This is a genomic window from Shewanella polaris (assembly GCF_006385555.1).
Taxonomy (GTDB): Bacteria; Pseudomonadota; Gammaproteobacteria; order Enterobacterales; family Shewanellaceae; genus Shewanella; species Shewanella polaris.
The window spans coordinates 2,591,149-2,609,610 of the sequence record NZ_CP041036.1 but is presented as its reverse complement, the minus strand read 5'-3'; the positions used below and the strand labels follow the sequence as shown (position 1 = coordinate 2,609,610).

Annotated in this window: 18 protein-coding genes; 7 read left to right on the top strand and 11 right to left on the bottom strand. The window is 40.6% G+C overall.

Annotation, left to right across the window (positions count from 1 at the left end; all coding sequences use genetic code 11):
• Positions 1-22 precede the first annotated feature (22 nt).
• Complete coding sequence (locus tag FH971_RS11360) at positions 23-463, top strand: DUF4826 family protein (RefSeq protein WP_137226905.1); 441 nt, start codon at positions 23-25, stop codon at positions 461-463.
• Between the two features lie 127 nt (positions 464-590).
• On the opposite strand, the gene FH971_RS11355 is transcribed toward FH971_RS11360, so the two are convergent.
• From FH971_RS11355 to FH971_RS11330, 6 genes are all read right to left on the bottom strand, one after another.
• Complete coding sequence (locus FH971_RS11355) at positions 591-1,733, bottom strand: ribosomal protein uL16 3-hydroxylase (protein ID WP_140235578.1); 1,143 nt, start codon at positions 1,731-1,733, stop codon at positions 591-593.
• A 93-nt stretch (positions 1,734-1,826) separates the two neighbouring features.
• The gene (gene purB / locus FH971_RS11350; RefSeq protein WP_137226906.1) at positions 1,827-3,197 is read right to left on the bottom strand and encodes an adenylosuccinate lyase; all 1,371 of its coding nucleotides are present in this window, start codon (positions 3,195-3,197) and stop codon (positions 1,827-1,829) included.
• Positions 3,198-3,236: 39 nt separating this feature from the next.
• Entirely contained in the window at positions 3,237-3,869 is a 633-nt protein-coding gene (hflD, locus tag FH971_RS11345) for a high frequency lysogenization protein HflD (protein WP_276611776.1), read from the bottom strand.
• 3 nt (positions 3,870-3,872) lie between these two features.
• Positions 3,873-4,991, bottom strand: a complete 1,119-nt coding sequence (gene mnmA, locus FH971_RS11340; protein WP_140234374.1) for a tRNA 2-thiouridine(34) synthase MnmA — start codon at positions 4,989-4,991, stop codon at positions 3,873-3,875.
• 234 nt (positions 4,992-5,225) lie between these two features.
• Entirely contained in the window at positions 5,226-5,699 is a 474-nt protein-coding gene (locus FH971_RS11335; RefSeq protein ID WP_140234373.1) for an NUDIX hydrolase, read from the bottom strand.
• Between the two features lie 33 nt (positions 5,700-5,732).
• Positions 5,733-6,404, bottom strand: a complete 672-nt coding sequence (locus FH971_RS11330) for a pseudouridine synthase (protein ID WP_140234372.1) — start codon at positions 6,402-6,404, stop codon at positions 5,733-5,735.
• Between the two features lie 380 nt (positions 6,405-6,784).
• Between FH971_RS11330 and FH971_RS11325 the strand changes: the two genes are divergently transcribed.
• Positions 6,785-9,010 carry an NADP-dependent isocitrate dehydrogenase gene (locus FH971_RS11325; protein WP_140234371.1) on the top strand — a complete coding sequence of 742 codons (2,226 nt, stop codon included), beginning with the start codon at positions 6,785-6,787 and terminating at the stop codon, positions 9,008-9,010.
• A gap of 157 nt (positions 9,011-9,167) precedes the next feature.
• Here the strand turns inward: FH971_RS11325 and cspD are convergent, their stop codons facing one another.
• Entirely contained in the window at positions 9,168-9,374 is a 207-nt protein-coding gene (cspD, locus tag FH971_RS11320) for a cold shock domain-containing protein CspD (protein ID WP_137226911.1), read from the bottom strand.
• 196 nt (positions 9,375-9,570) lie between these two features.
• Between cspD and clpS the strand changes: the two genes are divergently transcribed.
• Together clpS and clpA are read left to right on the top strand one after the other, a co-directional pair.
• On the top strand, positions 9,571-9,879 hold the full coding sequence (clpS, locus tag FH971_RS11315) for an ATP-dependent Clp protease adapter ClpS (protein WP_137226912.1): 309 nt from the start codon (positions 9,571-9,573) through the stop codon (positions 9,877-9,879).
• Between the two features lie 42 nt (positions 9,880-9,921).
• Complete coding sequence (clpA, locus tag FH971_RS11310) at positions 9,922-12,180, top strand: ATP-dependent Clp protease ATP-binding subunit ClpA (RefSeq protein ID WP_137226913.1); 2,259 nt, start codon at positions 9,922-9,924, stop codon at positions 12,178-12,180.
• A 376-nt stretch (positions 12,181-12,556) separates the two neighbouring features.
• Here clpA and infA read toward each other — a convergent pair whose 3' ends face one another.
• From infA to aat, 3 genes are all read right to left on the bottom strand, one after another.
• Positions 12,557-12,775, bottom strand: a complete 219-nt coding sequence (gene infA, locus FH971_RS11305) for a translation initiation factor IF-1 (RefSeq protein ID WP_011496276.1) — start codon at positions 12,773-12,775, stop codon at positions 12,557-12,559.
• A gap of 76 nt (positions 12,776-12,851) precedes the next feature.
• Complete coding sequence (locus FH971_RS11300; RefSeq protein WP_137226914.1) at positions 12,852-13,571, bottom strand: arginyltransferase; 720 nt, start codon at positions 13,569-13,571, stop codon at positions 12,852-12,854.
• Positions 13,561-14,268, bottom strand: a complete 708-nt coding sequence (gene aat, locus FH971_RS11295; protein WP_140234370.1) for a leucyl/phenylalanyl-tRNA--protein transferase — start codon at positions 14,266-14,268, stop codon at positions 13,561-13,563. Before aat ends, FH971_RS11300 begins: the two co-directional genes overlap by 11 nt.
• A gap of 51 nt (positions 14,269-14,319) precedes the next feature.
• Between aat and FH971_RS11290 the strand changes: the two genes are divergently transcribed.
• A complete protein-coding gene (locus FH971_RS11290) occupies positions 14,320-14,808 on the top strand; it encodes an outer membrane lipoprotein (RefSeq protein ID WP_240778289.1) in 489 nt (162 codons plus the stop codon).
• 97 nt (positions 14,809-14,905) lie between these two features.
• Here the strand turns inward: FH971_RS11290 and FH971_RS11285 are convergent, their stop codons facing one another.
• A complete protein-coding gene (locus FH971_RS11285; protein WP_140234369.1) occupies positions 14,906-15,247 on the bottom strand; it encodes a hypothetical protein in 342 nt (113 codons plus the stop codon).
• 397 nt (positions 15,248-15,644) lie between these two features.
• On the opposite strand from FH971_RS11285, the gene FH971_RS11280 reads away from it, so the two are divergent.
• Together FH971_RS11280 and FH971_RS11275 are read left to right on the top strand one after the other, a co-directional pair.
• Positions 15,645-16,397: a Nif3-like dinuclear metal center hexameric protein gene (locus FH971_RS11280; RefSeq protein WP_167496093.1), complete on the top strand. Its 753-nt coding sequence runs from the start codon at positions 15,645-15,647 to the stop codon at positions 16,395-16,397.
• Between the two features lie 135 nt (positions 16,398-16,532).
• Positions 16,533-18,440 carry a cation:proton antiporter domain-containing protein gene (locus tag FH971_RS11275; protein ID WP_140234367.1) on the top strand — a complete coding sequence of 636 codons (1,908 nt, stop codon included), beginning with the start codon at positions 16,533-16,535 and terminating at the stop codon, positions 18,438-18,440.
• Positions 18,441-18,462 lie beyond the last annotated feature (22 nt).

Here is an 18,462-nt window from a genome sequence, read left to right as displayed (position 1 = left end):
TAACAATAAGATAGGAAGTATTATGACTGAAGAAGTTGCAGAACAGGTTGCACCACCAACACCAGAACAAGAAGCCCAAAGACAAGAATGGGTACGTACTCAGTTTCAAAAAGCGAACCGCTTTTTAGCTGAGAAAGGGGTGATCCCAAGTAAAGTACTTGCTGACGAAAGCCGTTATCTTGCGCCTTATTTAGCCATTTGGAAGATGGAAACAAAGCAACCTAAAAAACAAACTTTTTGGGTGATGTCAGGTGATTTACCATCAGATTATGTCGATGTTAAAGTGGCAGCAACGGCTCGCGATGCAATTAGGCACTTTTCGATGATGTGGCAACTTAAAGCTGAAAACTTGCACAAGTCGGGTGTTACAAAAGATCCAACTCAACAGAAGTTTGCACAACTGTTAGTGTCTCGAGCTGAAAGTTTATATAAAATGCATCAAGATGAGAAACTGTGGGCTTAAGAACCTCTTAAGCTACTGACATAAAAAAGGCACATTAAGTGCCTTTTTTAATGTCAGTAGCTTGATGGACCATGTTGATGAGCTATGTTGAATGCCACCATCAAACTTAGTTATTTATAGTTCACGATTATTCGCTATCGTCTTCGGCTAAGTAGAATAATCCCTGATTGAGTAATTCAGTCAGAACATCCATAACTGCTGCGTTGGCCGTAAATAAACAGGCTTCTTCAGGTGTGATCCTTGCCTTGTTAGCTAATAGTTGTAACATTTCAGAGGTGGCATTAGTAAAGGTGTGCACTTCACCATTGATAAACAAACGTTGCTCACTATCATTTTCTAACTGTAATACTTTCAACCCACCAATACGTTGAATAATCGCGCCTTGTTCAATGGCTTCCAATAACTCATCAGTCGTTAATGGCTCTTCATCTTCACAGATATCAAGCTCAAATCGATTTTGGCTCAGTAGTTTACCTAACATGGTTTGATAGCTGGCCGGATCTTGTGCCAATTGGGTCAATAAATCCATTATCCCTTGTTGATGTGATTGGCTAACCATACCCGGTGTAGCGGGCTCATCCACAGAATTAAAACGTTTGTGGCCTTGGTTGCTGTCGATTAAATTATCTGCGAGCTCAGTTAATAACTCTTGCTGGCTGGGCGCTCTAAAACCAATTGAATACGATAAGGCTAGCGATATTGTTTCGCCGCAATGTGGGTATCCTGGTGGAATGTAGAGTACGTCGCCTTTTTGTAATACCACATCGATAATCGGTTCAAAGTCGTCAACCAATGGTGAGTTCGGGTTATCACCGCGACGTTTATGTTGACCTTTGTCGCCCACTTTCCAACGGCGTTCGCCATCACCTTGAATGATAAACACATCGTAGTTATCGATATGCGGTCCAACACCACCACCAGGGGTGGCAAATGATGCCATTAAGTCGTCAAAGCGCCAGTCTGGTAAGAATCGAAACGCTTCGACTAAAGCCTGTGAGTCAGGGTACCAATGGTTCACTGCTTGAACTAATAGCTGCCAGTTGTCTTCGCCAAATTGGTCGTAGTCTTCAAATGGACCTTGGACTACGTCCCAGTCATCACCTTTTGTAACCACGACGCGTGATGATATTTCTTCTTCACATGCTAGGCCGGCAAGTTCATCTGCGGCGATAGGATCTTCAAAGTCGACAAAAGCCTGTTTGATCACAAGCGGTTTTTGTTGCCAATGCTGTTTAATAAAGGCTTGGGTATCAATATTTAATGTGTACATCATTGACCTCAGGTCGAGATAATTAACGAATGGTAATACAATAAAAAAGCGGTCACATATGCGACCGCTAATGTTATATATAGGCTTATAGGACTATTTTAGCTCATCAACAAAGGCTTCTGCACGGCCAATGTAGTTTGCTGGAGTCATTTTTTTCAATTCAACTTTAACGTGTTCTGGTAATTCAAGACCATCAATGAATACCGCAAGTTGTGCGGCATCAATACGTTTACCACGTGTCAGTTCTTTTAACTTCTCATACGGTTTTTCAATTCCGTAACGACGCATTACTGTTTGTACTGGCTCTGCCAATACTTCCCAGTTTTTGTCTAGTTCAGCTAAAAGTTGTGCTTCATTCACTTCTAACTTGCTAATGCCTTTCAAGGTCGCTTGATAAGCAATTAACGAGTGAGCCATACCAACACCTAAGTTACGTAATACGGTTGAGTCAGTTAGGTCTCGTTGCCATCTTGATACCGGTAATTTAGCGGCTAAGTGTTGCATTAGCGCGTTAGCAATACCTAAGTTACCTTCAGAGTTTTCAAAATCAATTGGATTGACTTTGTGTGGCATAGTTGATGAACCAATTTCGCCAGCGATAGTGCGCTGCTTAAAGTGGCCTAGTGCAACATAGCCCCAAATATCACGATCAAAATCGATTAGGATAGTGTTGAAACGGGCAATGGCATCGAACAATTCAGCAATGTAATCATGCGGCTCAATTTGAGTGGTATAAGCGTTCCAATTAATGCCAAGACTGGTGACAAAACGTTGTGACAACTCATGCCAGTTCACTTCTGGGTAAGCAGAGATGTGAGCATTATAGTTGCCCACAGCACCGTTAATTTTACCCATAATCTCAACAGCGTTGATTTGGTTTAATTGACGTTCTAAACGTACCGCAACGTTAGCCATTTCTTTACCTAGTGTAGATGGCGATGCTGGTTGGCCGTGGGTGCGTGACATTAACGGCACGCTTTTATTGTCGTGAGCTAATTTTTTGATCGCATCAATGATTTGCTGACAATGCGGCACCAATACTTGTTCGCGTGCTTCAGTTAACATTAAACCATGAGATAAGTTGTTGATGTCTTCTGAGGTACAGGCAAAATGCACAAATTCATCGATGGCAACTAACTCTGCATTATCGGCAATTTGTTCTTTAATAAAGTATTCAACCGCTTTTACGTCGTGATTGGTGGTGCTTTCAATCGCTTTAATACGCAATGCATCTTGTTCGCTAAAATTGTCCTTGATACTGTCTAACAAGGCTAATGCGGTTTCGCTAAAAGGGGGAACTTCTTCAATCTCTGGGCAGCTAGATAAAAGCTTTAACCAGTTAATTTCAACTTGAACACGGTACTTAGTAAGACCGAACTCGCTGAAAATCCCTCTTAATGAGGCGGTTTTACTACCATAACGACCGTCTACCGGAGAAATAGCAGTTAGTGCGGAAAGATCCATTTGAAGCTCCTTGATGAACTTAGTTGTAGGGTGATTCGATTAATTGTTATTTTGGCTTTGTTTTGCTGTATCAAATATTGCTTTACGGGCAAACACTAAATGGCGGCGTTTGCCACCTAATTGACGCCATAATACTGCGCTGCGCATAGCTGCAAGCAGTAACGCACGAATTTTGTGTTGCACCTGAGGCTGCTTTAAGCAATCAGGATTACCTGATATTTGTAATTTAGGGCCTAACTCACTGATGATATCACTGTAAATACTGGCAAAATTGGCAAGGACTTGTTCATCGGTAATTGCAAAATGTGCCAGTTGGCGATGCACTTGATTAATTCGTTCCGCTAGCATGCCTAAACCGTTTGGCGAGCGGGCAAGCTTGCGTTCAAGGGTTAGCACGCCGACTAAGTAACGAGTGGTTTCGACATCTTTATTTTTGCCATCGCCGAGCTGATTTTGAATAAGCTGATAACCTTTATTCAAAATCGCTTTATCTTGATATACGTCAGCTGTTGATTCAGGCTCTGTCACTAAAATAGTGTTGAGTGTAGCGGCTAATGCTTCTTTATCGCTTTCACCGTGGCGAGCTAAATACTGTACCTGGCCTATAGCCTGTAAAATACCGGCAAAGGCCATAGTGCGTTCAAACAAGATGTTGTCTGGTGATTGGCTCACGGATTATCCTCGGATTAAGCTATCAATTATGCCGCCACCTAAACAGAGTTCACCATCGTAAAATACCGCTGATTGCCCTGGAGTAACGGCTGCAACAGGTTGGTCGAACATGACCGTGATGTTGTCTGCATCATCATAGATAAGTGAGCATCCCACATCATGTTGACGATAACGCGTTTTAACTGTGATGTGACTGTTATTCGCTGGCCCTTTACGATCAACCCAATGCAATTGATTAACGGTCATGCCTGTTGACATAAGGCGAGGGTGATTCCCCCCTTGTGCGACAATGAGTACATTACGGATTAAATCTTTTTCGACCACATACCATGGGTCTTCACTGCTGTTTTTCAGCCCACCAATGCCAAGGCCTTTACGTTGACCAAGAGTGTGGTACATCAATCCTTGGTGAGTACCAATCACTTCACCTTCGGCGGTTTCAATCTCACCAGGTTGTGCAGGTAAATAAGTCGCTAAAAAATCGGTGAATTTACGTTCACCAATAAAACAGATGCCAGTGCTGTCTTTCTTGTCGTGAGTAATGAGCCCCAGCTTTTGGGCTATTTCGCGTACTTGGTGTTTTTCAAGTTCACCCACAGGGAATAAACTGCGACTCACTTGTTCGTGGCTTAAGGTATATAAAAAGTAGCTCTGATCTTTATTACCATCAACGCCACGGAGCATTTCTACGCTACCATCGCTATTGTCACGACGACGAACGTAGTGACCCATGGCAATATAATCGGCATCTAAAATGTCGTCGGCAAATTCAAGAAACGCTTTAAATTTAATTTCTTTATTACACATTATATCGGGATTAGGGGTGCGGCCAGCTTTGTATTCTGCTAAAAAGTATTCAAACACGTTATCCCAGTATTCAGCAGCAAAGTTGACAGTATGCATTTTAATGCCTAGCTTGTCGCAAACTGATTGTGCATCTTTTAAATCATCAGCCGCCGCGCAATATTCATCGGTATCATCTTCTTCCCAGTTCTTCATAAACAGCCCTTCAACCTGATAGCCTTGCTGCATTAACAAGTAGGCTGATACTGAAGAATCTACACCGCCAGACATGCCGACAATGACTTTTTTACCGTTTGAAGTTGGGTTGATTGATGTCATAAATCCTAAAAACCTTGAAGATAGATAATGTGTATATTGTACCGAAACGCCATTGTTTCAAGGCATTGTGCTAGTTTTTTGCTAGTCGGAATCCTGGACGTTGTTACGTGCGCATATTAGACAAATTAATTTACATAATGCTGAATAAATATGATATTTGTGCGGCGCGTATTCTATCATGCATTCGCTTAATGGGCTATCTTGAGGCTCATAGAAATAGCCTAAACCAAGCCATTAAAAGTAATCAACATTTAACAGTGTTAATGGGGTGTGCTGTGGCGGGAGCTTTTTTTCTATTTGCTGTAAATAATCTTCAATACTTTTTAACACTAGTGGGCTGCGAAGTTTGTTACCAAGCGCTTTGATTTCAGTAAGACTAAGCCAGTGTGTATCAGTAATGACATTATCACGCGGTGTTGCATATTGTTGTGTGGCTAATTCGCTGCAAAATGTATAGCGTATAAAGGCGAGATCTGCGGATGCACTAAATTGATAAATTCCCACTAAGGCTTGTGGGGTTAATTCAAGCCCTGTTTCTTCGGTTATTTCTCGAGCACACGCATCAATAAGTGATTCATTAGCCTCTAAATGCCCAGCAGGTTGATTAAATTTGGTTTCACCATTAATACATTCTTCCACTAATAAGAATTTACCTTGGCAGTGGATCACGCAAGCGACAGTCGTATTAGGTTTATAACGTTCGGTCATCCTTTTCTCCTGCTTTAAGCCAATTCTTGATGATTATTTTCTAGTACTGAGCACTTTATATTCGCCATTGGGTAAATCATCTAGACACCATTGACCTATTTTATAACGGATTAATCTTAGGGTTGGATGGCCAACATGAGCCGTCATTCTTCTCACTTGACGGTTTCTACCTTCGCAAATTTGAACTTCAAGCCAAGTTGTTGGAATTAATTTCCGTTCACGCACCGGTGGATTTCTAGGCCAAATATCAGGGGGTGTCATTACGCGAACTTTTGCTGGTAAGGTCATTCCGTCCTTTAACATTACACCATTAGAAAGGGCCTCAATGGCTTCAGTTGATGGCTCACCTTCAACTTGCACCCAATAAGTTTTAAAGGTTTTTTTATTCGGTTGAGTTATTTGAGCTTGTAATTGCCCGTCATTAGTCAGTAATAACAAGCCTTCACTGTCGCGGTCTAATCGTCCTGCGGCATATACATCGGCTACTGGAATAAAGTCTTTCAATGTTTGCCGGCCAGCTTCGTCGGTAAATTGGCATAACACATCAAAAGGTTTGTTGAATAATACGATGACGGGGTTTTCTGGTCGTGGTTTTTGTGGGGGGCGCGACTTTGCCTTGTTTCGATAGGCTGGTTTTGTCGGCGTATCAACTCTATTTGTAGTTGATTTTTTCGTGAATGAGTTGAATTTACCAATTTTTGACATAAAGGTGTGGTTAACATCCCTTGTTAATAAGAGTGAGTGATAAGTGAACGAATATAAATCATTTTGTGATAGTTTACTGCGTATTCGCCCTTAGTGGAATTTGAAAATTATTAAGAATGATCTATGATGTCCGCCTAAAAATTGTGATCTGTACCTAATTTATCATTCAGGGATAGTGGGTATTTCCACCAAATCTCACAGTTTTGAGAACAAAATATAATAATAAATGGGACCGGGGATTTTATATACTTGGCTTACAAATTAAGTGCTTTGGTGACAAATCAAGGTACATTAATGCGAGTGTTATCCACCTAAGCCTGCAATATGCTTACACAATTTATTCTAATAAATTATTAATTTACAATAATGTAGGAAATAAAATGAAAGATAAGACTCCAACGATCATCTATACCGAAACCGACGAAGCGCCGGCGCTGGCCACGCTGTCTTTATTACCTATAATCCGTACTTTCACTAACGCAGCCGGCGTAGCAGTGGAAACCCGTGATATTTCTTTATCAGGTCGTATAATCGCTAACTTCCCTGAAAAACTAACCGCAGAGCAAAAAATTGCTGATGCATTAACAGAATTAGGCGAATTGGCTAATCAGCCAGAAGCCAACATTATCAAATTACCAAACATCAGTGCATCTCTTCCACAGTTAAAAGCCTGTATTGCTGAACTTCAAGCAAAAGGTTATGACATCCCCAATTATCCTGATGAACCTAAAAATGATGCTGAAATCGAAGCTCAATCACGCTACGACAAAATCAAAGGTAGCGCAGTAAACCCGGTATTACGTGAAGGTAACTCAGATCGTCGCGCACCGACTTCAGTTAAAAACTATGCTAAGAAAAACCCACATTCAATGGGGAAATGGGCCAGCGATTCTCAGTCTCATGTGGCGCACATGGACGAAGGGGACTTTTATGGCAGCGAACTGTCTGTCACTTTACCATCAGCTGATAAAGTCAATATCGTGCTGACGCAACTAGACGGTAAAGACGTTGTGTTGAAAAGTGGTTTGACGCTATTGGCTGACGAAGTCATTGATTCATCTGTGATGAGTAAAAAAGCGTTGGTTGCTTTTTATACTCGTGAAATTGAAGCGGCAAAATCTGAAGATATTTTATTATCTTTGCACCTTAAAGCCACCATGATGAAAGTGTCTGACCCAATATTATTTGGTCTTGCAGTAAAAGTGTTCTTTAAAGAAGTTTTTGACAAGCACGATGTTTTATTTGCTGAGCTTGGCGTAGATGTTAACAATGGCTTTGGTGATGTGTATGCCAAAATCAGTACGTTACCAGAGGCCAAGCAAAATGAAATTGAAGCTGATATCGCTGCGGTTTATGCCGCACGTCCAGCGCTTGCAATGGTTGATTCAGACAAAGGAATCACTAATTTACATGTACCTAGTGACATCATTATTGATGCATCTATGCCTGCTGCAATTCGTTCTTCAGGTCAAATGTGGGGTCCTGATGGTCAGTTACATGATACTAAAGCCATGATCCCCGATCGTAGTTACGCTGGTGTTTACCAAGAAACGATTTCGTTCTGTAAAAAGCACGGTGCATTTGACCCAACTACGATGGGCAGCGTGCCTAACGTAGGCTTAATGGCTCAAAAAGCAGAAGAATACGGTAGCCACGATAAAACCTTTGAAATTCAAGCCGCTGGTACGGTTAATGTGATTAACCAAGCTGGTGATGTGTTAATGAGTCATAAGGTTGAAGCTGGCGATATTTACCGTATGTGCCAAGTAAAAGATGCGCCGATCCGCGACTGGGTTAAACTGGCCGTTAAGCGTGCTCGTTTAAGTAACACGCCAGCGGTATTCTGGTTAGACAGTAATCGAGCTCACGATGCTGAGTTAATTAAAAAAGTGACTCAGTATCTAGCAGAGCAAGATACTGCAGGTTTAGACATTCAAATCATGACTCCTGAAGACGCGACTCGTTTTACGTTAGAGCGCATCATCAAAGGTGAAGACACTATTTCAGTAACGGGTAACGTATTACGTGACTATTTAACGGACTTATTCCCAATTCTTGAACTGGGTACAAGTGCTAAGATGTTGTCTATTGTACCGTTAATGAGTGGCGGTGGTTTATTTGAAACGGGTGCCGGTGGTTCAGCGCCTAAGCATGTTCAACAAATGCAAAAAGAGGGTCACTTACGTTGGGATTCATTAGGTGAGTTTTTGGCGTTAGCAGCTTCTTTAGAGCATTTAAGTCAAACGACTAACACGCCTAAAGCACAAGTATTAGCTGATACGTTAGATGTTGCTATTGGTGAGTTCCTTGACTGTAATAAATCACCTTCTCGACGTGTAGGTGAACTTGATAACCGTGGAAGTCATTATTATTTAGCGATGTATTGGGCACAAGCATTGGCTCAACAGACTGTTGATCCTGAGCTGGCCGCACACTTTGTGCCATTAGCTCAAGCATTGGCGACCAATGAAGCTGTGATTTTAGCTGAATTGAATGGTTCGCAAGGCCCTGCAGTGGATTTAGGCGGTTATTACCGTTTAGATGCCGCTAAAGCTGAACATGCAATGCGTCCAAGTGCAACGTTAAACCAATTTATTGTTGGTTAATTGGGTGAGTGTTCTCTGCTCATTAAGCGAAGCGTGAGCGATTGAATGAATACACCTTCACCTGAAGGTGTATTAAATTGACCTAATTGACGCTTTTTTAGGTAAAAAAAAAGACAGGGATTAAAATCTCTGTCTTTTTGTTTTATAATCTCCCCAATTACTTTGTTGGCGAGATGGCCGAAGCATGCATTCCTTTAGGGCCTTCTTCAATCTCGAAGCATACAGGTTGACCTGCTTTTAAGGTACGATAACCTTCCATTTCGATAGTTGAATAGTGCGCAAATACATCTTCGCCACCCTGATCAGGGCAAATAAACCCGAATCCTTTGGCGTTGTTGAACCATTTAACAGTTCCGTTTGCCATACTTCCACTTCCTTCTGTTGTCTACTTACCAGTAAGATAGTAAAACTTATTATCCAGCGGTCTAGTATTTGCCGCCTAGCAAACAGAATGAAATTTGTACGAAAAGATGTCAAGCGGTAATTAACAAAAAGCTAACATTTAATTAATTTAATAACATCAAGTGGTCGGGAACCAAACGAGAGGCTAGTATTAAACTATGGCTAAATTAGGTAGTGTAGAGAATATTAAAGAAAAGGTTGAATCTGAACTACAACCACCCAATATGTATAAGGTGGTGCTAAACAATGATGATTACACCCCGATGGACTTTGTGGTAGAAGTATTACAACGTTTCTTTGAGAAAAATGAAGAGCAAGCTGTAGAGATTATGTTAGCGATCCATAATCAAGGTAAAGGGTTATGTGGTGTGTTTCCATTTGGAATAGCTGAGACAAAAGTTTTTCAAGTAAATCAGTTTGCAAGAGAAAACCAACATCCGTTACTGTGTCTATTAGAGAAAGCATAATATCGATTTCTCACAGTCAGTGGCAAAATTAAAGGGGTGCTTATGCTGAACAAAGATCTGGAAGTCACCTTGAACCTAGCGTTTCAGCAAGCTAGAGATTCACGTCATGAGTACATGACGGTAGAACATTTATTATTAGCGCTGATTGATAATCCCGCTGCATACGAGGCGTTAGTGGCTTGTGGTGCGGATGTTAATCGTTTACGAGAAGAAGTGGCTAATTTTATTCAACAAACCACGCCCATTATTGCCGAATCAACTGAAGAACGTGAAACTCAACCAACCTTGGGATTTCAACGAGTTTTGCAACGTGCCGTTTTTCATGTGCAGTCGTCTGGTCGTAACGAAGTTTCTGGCGCAAATGTGCTAGTGGCTATTTTTAGTGAACAAGAATCGCAAGCGGTTTATTTACTCCGTCGTTGTGATATTTCTCGCTTAGATGTCGTTAATTACATTTCTCATGGCATGGCTAAAGAAGACGATTCTGGTGAAGCACATGATCATGAGCGTAGTGACGATCAAGCTGAAAACTCAGAAGACCGTAGTATGTTGGCGCAATTTGCCGCTAATTTAAATCAATTAGCCCAAGACGGTATTATCGATCCATTAATTGGTCGAGATGCTGAAATTGAACGTGCTATTCAAACTCTCTGTCGTCGCCGTAAAAATAATCCTTTGCTAGTGGGTGAAGCTGGTGTAGGTAAAACGGCTATAGCAGAAGGTTTGGCTTATCGAATAGTCAATAAACAAGTCCCTGATGTCATGGCTAATGCGACTGTGTATTCGTTAGATTTAGGTGCGTTATTAGCGGGTACTAAATACCGTGGTGATTTTGAGAAACGCTTTAAAAGCTTACTAAAAGAATTGGCTGCGGACGAACATGCTATTTTGTTTATTGATGAAATTCATACCATTATTGGTGCTGGTGCCGCATCTGGTGGCGTGATGGATGCGTCTAATTTACTGAAACCATTATTGTCCAGCGGTAAATTACGTTGTATGGGGTCAACCACGTTCCAAGAATATCAAAGTATTTTTGAAAAAGATCGTGCCTTAGCGCGTCGCTTCCAGAAAATTGATATCAATGAACCATCGGTAGCCGAAACCACCAAGATTTTGATGGGACTTAAGTCTAAGTACGAAGAATATCATGGTGTACGCTATACCCAAGCAGCCATTAGTAGTGCCGCTATTTTATCGGCCAAACACATTAATGATCGTCATTTACCTGACAAAGCTATTGATGTGATTGACGAAGCGGGCGCTCGTATGGTGATGATGCCGCAAAGCAAACGTAAAAAAACCATTGGTCAAGCCGAAATTGAGGCCATCATTGCTAAGTTAGCTCGTATTCCTGAGAAGTCGGTATCGTCGACTGACAAGGATATGCTGCGCAACCTAGAACGTAACCTTAAGATGGTTGTCTTTGGCCAAGACAAAGCGATTGAGAGCCTTAGTGCTGCCATACGCTTGTCTCGTAGTGGTTTAGGTTCTGAGAAAAAGCCTGTTGGTAGCTTTATGTTTGCTGGTCCTACTGGTGTGGGTAAAACAGAAGTCACCAACCAATTGGCCAATTGTCTCAATCTTAAACTGATCCGCTTTGATATGTCTGAATACATGGAACGTCATACCGTGTCACGTTTGATTGGTGCTCCTCCTGGTTATGTCGGTTACGATCAAGGTGGGTTGCTAACGGATGCTGTGCTTAAAAATCCACATTGTGTGGTGCTACTTGATGAAATTGAAAAGGCGCACCCTGATGTATTTAACTTGCTTCTGCAAGTGATGGATCACGGTACCTTGACCGACAATAATGGTCGCAAAGCTGACTTTAGAAATGTGACTTTAGTCATGACAACTAATGCCGGTGTACAAGAAACTATTCGTAAATCGATTGGTTTTAGACAACAAGACCATACTCAAGATGCGTTGGCTGAAATTAATAAAGTCTTTTCACCAGAATTCCGTAATCGATTAGATTCAATCGTATGGTTTAATCATTTGGATATGACGGTAATCGCAAAAGTGGTTGATAAGTTCTTAGTTGAGTTACAGGCACAACTTGACGATAAACGAGTCACCTTAGATGTTAGTGATGAAGCGCGGACCTTGCTTGCTGAGAAGGGTTATGACAAGTCGATGGGGGCTCGTCCAATGGCGCGTGTAGTGACTGAATTGATTAAACGTCCGTTAGCAGATGAAATCTTGTTTGGTGTACTTGAGCGAGGTGGTATTGCGCATATTGATGTTAAAGACGGTGAGATCAATATTGATTGCGAGTCGTTAGAAAAAGTCTCGTAAATCGTTTAACTCGCATAAAAAAGATGACCTATGGGTCATCTTTTTTTATGTGTGTTAATTGCGCCTAACCAGACTTCAAAATTAAATTATCAACTCAAAGCATTTCTTACTGTTCAATTCAATGGATATTGATGGAAAATGGGCATGCCCTTTTTTATCAATACAACATAGTAGTGGACCGTATGACGAGCTTCTGCAAAACGGATTACAACCATTACTGTATTTGGTTGAATGTTCTGATAAGGGGATACCCATTACGTTGAACACACGTCTTGTATCATGCGTGTAGCTTTGCGTTGAATAGCTTTATATGCAGTTTGGTATAACAACAAAAAAACCGACAGGCAGTCGGTTTTTACATTGTTGAGGCTAGCGATTAACGTGCGCGGAAGACGATACGACCTTTTGACAAGTCATAAGGAGTCAACTGTACAGTGACTTTGTCACCCGTTAAAATACGGATGTAGTTTTTGCGCATTTTGCCAGAGATGTGGGCTATCACCACATGTCCATTTTCAAGCTCTACGCGGAACATTGTGTTTGGCAAGGTCTCAAGGATAGTGCCCTGCATTTCAATGTTGTCTTCTTTCGCCATTAAGTTATCCCATTAGCCTTCAAATATGAAAAAATCGGGCGTATCATGCCCCAAAAATGCCGAACTGTAAAGGGCGTTAAACAGAAATAGGTGTAAGATTTTCACCTATTTGCCAACCTTGTACCGTTAAAATTTGATATGGACGGTATTGGCGTTTGTAGCACATTTTCCGATTCTGATCAATTTGATAGCCCAAATACAAAAAATGCTTACCTAAAGATTTCGCTAATTGACATTGGATTAAAATCATCAATGACCCCAATGAACGCTCAGCATAATCAGGGTCGAAATAACTGTAAATCGCTGAGAAACTCAGTGCCATTTCATCGGTTACTGCCACCCCAATTAATTGGTCTTGATCAAATAATTCAATAAACATTGGTGGTAACCAGTCAGATAATAAAAAATCATCATATTGGGTTTGTGATGCTGGAAACATTGGCCCATCGTTGTGACGTTCGTTGATGTAACGCTCATACAAGTCATAATGCTCAGGTCGTGATATATGACTGACTTTCCAATGCAAATCTTGATTGTTTTTCAAGGTTCTTTTTTGACGTTTTGATAGGGTAAAATCATTTACATTCAATCGAATAGGTTGACATTCTTGGCAACTTGGACAACGAGGTTTATAAATGGCACTTCCGTTACGACGAAATCCCATTGCAAGAAGTTGTTCAAACAGTGCGGCATCTATTTGAGGTTCTTGGATGACCAATAATTGTTCTTTGTTGCCTTCGATATAGTTGCAATCAAAAAGTTGGCTTATCCCTACACTGACAGATTTAGAATTCAATAAACACCTCTTGTTTAGACCACATTAACGGCGACATGGTTTGATCTCGAGAGCGATGGAGCCTCGACAGAAATTCGCTTCTCGGTATTGCGCTAGCGCCAAGACTGTCTAAATGTGGATTCATCACTTGAGCATCAATTAATTGAAAATCATGTTTCACCAAGTGTTGGTTAAGTATAGCGAATGCAGCTTTTGATGCATTGGTTTGTTTATGAAACATTGATTCACCGCAAAAAACACCTCCTACTGGAACGCCGTACAAACCTCCGACTAACATTTCACCGTCCCATACTTCAATGGAATGAGCACGACCTTGGAGATGAAGTTCATAATAAGCCATTTGAATTTCAGGCGAAATCCAAGTTCCATCTTGTGCATCACGGGGTTGTGCGCAAGCTGTGATCACATCCAAAAATGCATGATTAATGGTATATCGCCATGTGGATTTTTTAAGACTTTTTCTTAAGCTTTTACTGCCAAAAGGATGGCTGAGTGTGAATACGGCTCGAGGATTGGGTGACCACCACAAAATAGGGTCATCGGCATTAAACCAAGGGAATATACCTTGATAATAAGCTTCCGCTAAGCGAACAGGGCGTAAGTCACCTCCAATCGCTAATAAGCCATTAGGACTAGTGAGGGCTTCTTCTGGAGAAGGAAAGCCGATGGATTGATTTAAATAAGACAGTGAGTTCAAATTGGGTATATTATTTATTATATCTTGTGGTTAATTTAGCGGAAAAAAGCCATGTTTAAAATGATAACGGTAAGTTTAAAGGTATTTTTTGCAATATTGTTGAGTCTTTGTCTGTTTTGTGGGCAAAGCCAAGCTGCTTATGAGCGCAACCAGGCTGTTCCTGTTGAGAAAGTCGTTTATGGTCAGATTGAATCAGTTAAGCATGTCACCCAAAAACAGCTTGTTGAAGATAGTCATAGTGGTTGGAAAACCTTTGGTGGCGCATTAATAGGTGGTGTTATAGGTCATCAGTTTGGTGGCGGTTCAGGGCAAGATGTTGCAACAGTGCTTGGTGCATTAATTGGCGGTGGCATTGGTAGTCAGCACGGAAATCAACAATATTATCTTGAAAACAAGTTAGTTGAATTGATGATAAAACAAGATGATGGAACTGAAGTCATGGTGATTCAGGATGTTGATCCTGGTATGAGTTTTAATGCTGGTGATGAAGTTAGGGTGGTTTACTTAACGGGTTATGTCAGAGTTGATCTGGCGATGTAATATTAGATATAAAACAACAGGAGACTGGGCTCCTGTTGTTTTATATCGCAGTTTGTATCTTTATTAAACTAACCGCGCTAGCTATGATTAAAGATAATTAAAACCCTCGAGGTAACGTTTGCTTACCTGTTGTATTTTCGAGTTTTTGACGCCATAACTGCTTAGGTGTTAATCCGCCTGAGGTTGATTCAACTTTGTTAACTGCTACTTTTTTTGCTGTCTTTACCGCAGGTTTACTGGTCGTTTTCACTGGCACTTTTTTAGCTGACGATGCCGTTAACTCAGCATGCATCGATTCAAGTTCGCTAAAGCGTACTGACTTGCCACCGTCGATTTTGTACCAGCTCCCAGCTTGCTCAATAGAAACAGCTTTGCCAGACTGCTGTTCAAGTGCTGTTTGTAGCTGGCTGATGACTTCTTCTTTAGTCAATATTGTCATAGTTAATAACCTATTTGTGATCATGTTAAATTAAGGTTGCTATTAATTTTAAAGTGTTAATACAACAAAAGTCCAATTCAATGCAAAAAAATGGGATTTTTCACAACAAAACGGCTCAAACTTGTGATTTTTTTACGATGTATTGGTAATCATTGACGTTAATTATGTTGCAGGCTTTTGTACGTTATTTATTGTGTTAATTTTGTTGTTTTAAATAATTATATTGAGTTAGATAAACTTCGCGAAGGCTCAAATAATTGAGTAAACTAATATTGTTGTCACTCAACAACGAGTGATAATATAATTATTATTATCAATAACCTTATGTTGTCTTCCATTTAGGTTTAGTTCTTTTTTAGGATTTATTATGTCCACAAGTCATCAACATTCATCGATTATTTTACGTCAAGAATTGGCAACGTATCTTGATACTTTTTTAAATGTTCATGCTTTTAAAGATTATGCGCCAAATGGCTTACAAGTCGAAGGTAAGTCGAACATTCGCACTATTGTTACTGGTGTTACAGCTTGTCAGGCGTTAATTGATGCAGCGGTAAAGGTTAATGCCGATGCAATTTTAGTCCATCATGGTTTTTTTTGGAAAAATGAACCAGAAATTATCACTGGGATGAAATATCGCCGAATCAAAGCATTAATGGATCACGATATTAGTTTATTTGGCTATCATTTACCCTTAGATGCCCATCATGGTGTGGGTAATAATGCTCAATTGGCTCAAAAATTAGGCATTATCAGCCCAAGAGTTTATGAGCCTGTACCACAAGATTTGTTATGGCAAGGCCATTTAGAGCATTCATTAACGGTTGCCGAATTTAGCGACTTACTCAACAAAGTGTTAAAACGTAAACCGTTGCACATAGGCGATGATACTAAAATGATCTCGACTTTGGCATGGTGTACTGGTGGTGCGCAAGATTACATCGACTATGCTGCACAAATGGGGGTTGATGCATTTATTAGTGGCGAAGTGTCAGAACGCACCTTCCATGCTGCAATTGAACAAGGGTTACATTACTTTGCTGCCGGCCATCATGCTACGGAGCAATTTGGCATCCAAGCTTTAGGTGAGCATTTAGCGGAAAAATATAATATCGAACATCATTTTATTGATATTGTTAATCCAGTGTAATCATCCAGTAATATACTGATGTTTTGTGTTTTTGTCGTTCAGGCAAGCCGAGATAGCCGATATCTAAAGTACCAGATGTCTAAATTTAATAGATGTCAAAAGTGACGATGAGCTTTTATTGTTTGGGATAAATAAATGACCGAGTATTTTTTACAAGCTTTTATCTATTTGACAGCTGCGGTAATTGCTGTGCCTTTAGCCAAAAAGCTGGGATTAGGTTCTGTATTAGGCTATCTCATTGCTGGTGTGGTTATTGGGCCTATTATTGGTCTAGTCGGCAGTGAAACCAATACAATTCAACACTTCGCCGAATTTGGTGTGGTGATGATGTTATTTTTAGTGGGCTTAGAACTCGAACCCAAAATGCTATGGGCGATGAGAAACCGCTTGTTAGGGTTAGGTGGCTTACAAGTTTTAGGATCTGTATCGGCGGTATTGGCGTGTGCTATTTATGCTGGTTACGGTTTTAGTACCGCACTGACAATTGGATTGATTTTTTCATTATCATCCACAGCAATCGTGTTGCAAACCTTATCCGAAAAACGATTGAATAAAACCAGTGCCGGTAAAAATGCATTTTCGGTGTTGTTGTTTCAAGATATAGCCGTTATCCCTATGCTAGCTTTTATTCCATTATTAGCGTTGCCGGAATTGGTTGAAAAGGCGCAAGGGGCGATGGCTGTTGCTAATGAGCAGCATGACTCATTATCTTTGGTGGCTAATATGCCTGGATGGGCTTATGCCATTGTGTTACTGCTTGCCATCGGGGTGGTTGTATTAGGCGGACATTATCTCAGCCGGCCATTATTTAAAATGGTCGCTGATTCAGGTGTAAAAGAGATTTCTACTGCGGCAGCGCTTATGTTAGTTATTGGTATTGCTGCCTTAATGAGTTTAGTTGGGATTTCACCTGCTCTAGGCACTTTTTTAGCAGGTGTAGTGCTTGCCAATAGTGAATTTAAACATGAACTTGAAGCCAATATTGGTCCTTTTAAAGGATTATTATTAGGGTTGTTCTTTATAACCGTTGGCGCAGGTATTGATTTTACAGTGTTATTTGCCAATTTCGCTGAGATTATATTAATGACCTTAGGTGTCATGTTAATTAAAGGCATTGTACTTTATCTGTTGGCATTGATTTTTCGAATTAAAGGCAGTGATCGATGGTTGTTTACGCTAAGTCTTGCTCAAGCTGGTGAATTCGGATTTGTATTATTAAATTTCAGCGTGCAGCAGCACGTGTTGCCAACAGCAATGGCGCAAACATTATCAATAGTGGTTGCGCTGTCGATGTTTTTAACTCCTGGTTTGTTTATTTTATTCGACAAGGTCATTTCTCCCCGATTTCAGAATAAAACCAATCAACGCACCCAAGATGATATTGAAGAAGTGGGTAGTGTGATCATTGCCGGTATTGGTCGTTTTGGCCAAATTGTTAATCGATTATTGATTTCTAATGGCATCAAAACGGTAGTGCTTGATCATCAAGCTTCACAAATTGACTCAATTCGACGTATTAACACTAAAGCTTACTATGGTGATGCGACTCGTCCTGATTTGTTAAAAATGGCAGGTGTTGCCGAAGCTTCTTTGTTTGTGGTTGCAATCGATAATCGTGAAAGCAGTGTGGAGTTGGTTAAATATTTAACTCATACTTATCCAAAGCTTAAAATAGCGGCCAGAGCCTTTGACCGTGGGCACGGACATTTATTGCGTGCAGCGGGTGCCGATATTGTTGAGTTTGAAACGTACCATTCTGCTTTAGAGGTGGGGGCCGAATCGCTGCAATTATTGGGGTATTCAGACGCTTCAGTGGCGAGAAGAAAAGCGACTTATCAACGTATTGAAAAAGAAGCTTCAAAACGTTTATATGAAAATTGGCTAAGTGAATCGGGCGGTAAAAGTTTTAGTAATGATTTTATTAAACTTTTCCTGCAATATGAGGAACGGTTAAAACAGGCGATGGATGAAGATACTGATGAAAACGAATTGAAGCTTCCAGAATCATTTGATGCTAACAATGAAGCAATAGATAAAGTGTAAAGACTGAAATGATGATTACTTA

Coding starts and splice junctions, on each gene's coding strand:
- clpS (WP_137226912.1), top strand. CDS start 9,571: ATGGCTAAATTAGGTAGTGTAGAGAATATTAAAGAAAAGGTTGAATCT.
- FH971_RS11335 (WP_140234373.1), bottom strand. CDS start 5,699: ATGACCGAACGTTATAAACCTAATACGACTGTCGCTTGCGTGATCCAC.
- FH971_RS11360 (WP_137226905.1), top strand. CDS start 23: ATGACTGAAGAAGTTGCAGAACAGGTTGCACCACCAACACCAGAACAA.
- FH971_RS11285 (WP_140234369.1), bottom strand. CDS start 15,247: ATGACAATATTGACTAAAGAAGAAGTCATCAGCCAGCTACAAACAGCA.
- cspD (WP_137226911.1), bottom strand. CDS start 9,374: ATGGCAAACGGAACTGTTAAATGGTTCAACAACGCCAAAGGATTCGGG.
- FH971_RS11330 (WP_140234372.1), bottom strand. CDS start 6,404: ATGTCAAAAATTGGTAAATTCAACTCATTCACGAAAAAATCAACTACA.
- FH971_RS11325 (WP_140234371.1), top strand. CDS start 6,785: ATGAAAGATAAGACTCCAACGATCATCTATACCGAAACCGACGAAGCG.
- FH971_RS11275 (WP_140234367.1), top strand. CDS start 16,533: ATGACCGAGTATTTTTTACAAGCTTTTATCTATTTGACAGCTGCGGTA.
- FH971_RS11355 (WP_140235578.1), bottom strand. CDS start 1,733: ATGTACACATTAAATATTGATACCCAAGCCTTTATTAAACAGCATTGG.
- infA (WP_011496276.1), bottom strand. CDS start 12,775: ATGGCGAAAGAAGACAACATTGAAATGCAGGGCACTATCCTTGAGACC.
- mnmA (WP_140234374.1), bottom strand. CDS start 4,991: ATGACATCAATCAACCCAACTTCAAACGGTAAAAAAGTCATTGTCGGC.
- clpA (WP_137226913.1), top strand. CDS start 9,922: ATGCTGAACAAAGATCTGGAAGTCACCTTGAACCTAGCGTTTCAGCAA.
- FH971_RS11290 (WP_240778289.1), top strand. CDS start 14,320: ATGTTTAAAATGATAACGGTAAGTTTAAAGGTATTTTTTGCAATATTG.
- purB (WP_137226906.1), bottom strand. CDS start 3,197: ATGGATCTTTCCGCACTAACTGCTATTTCTCCGGTAGACGGTCGTTAT.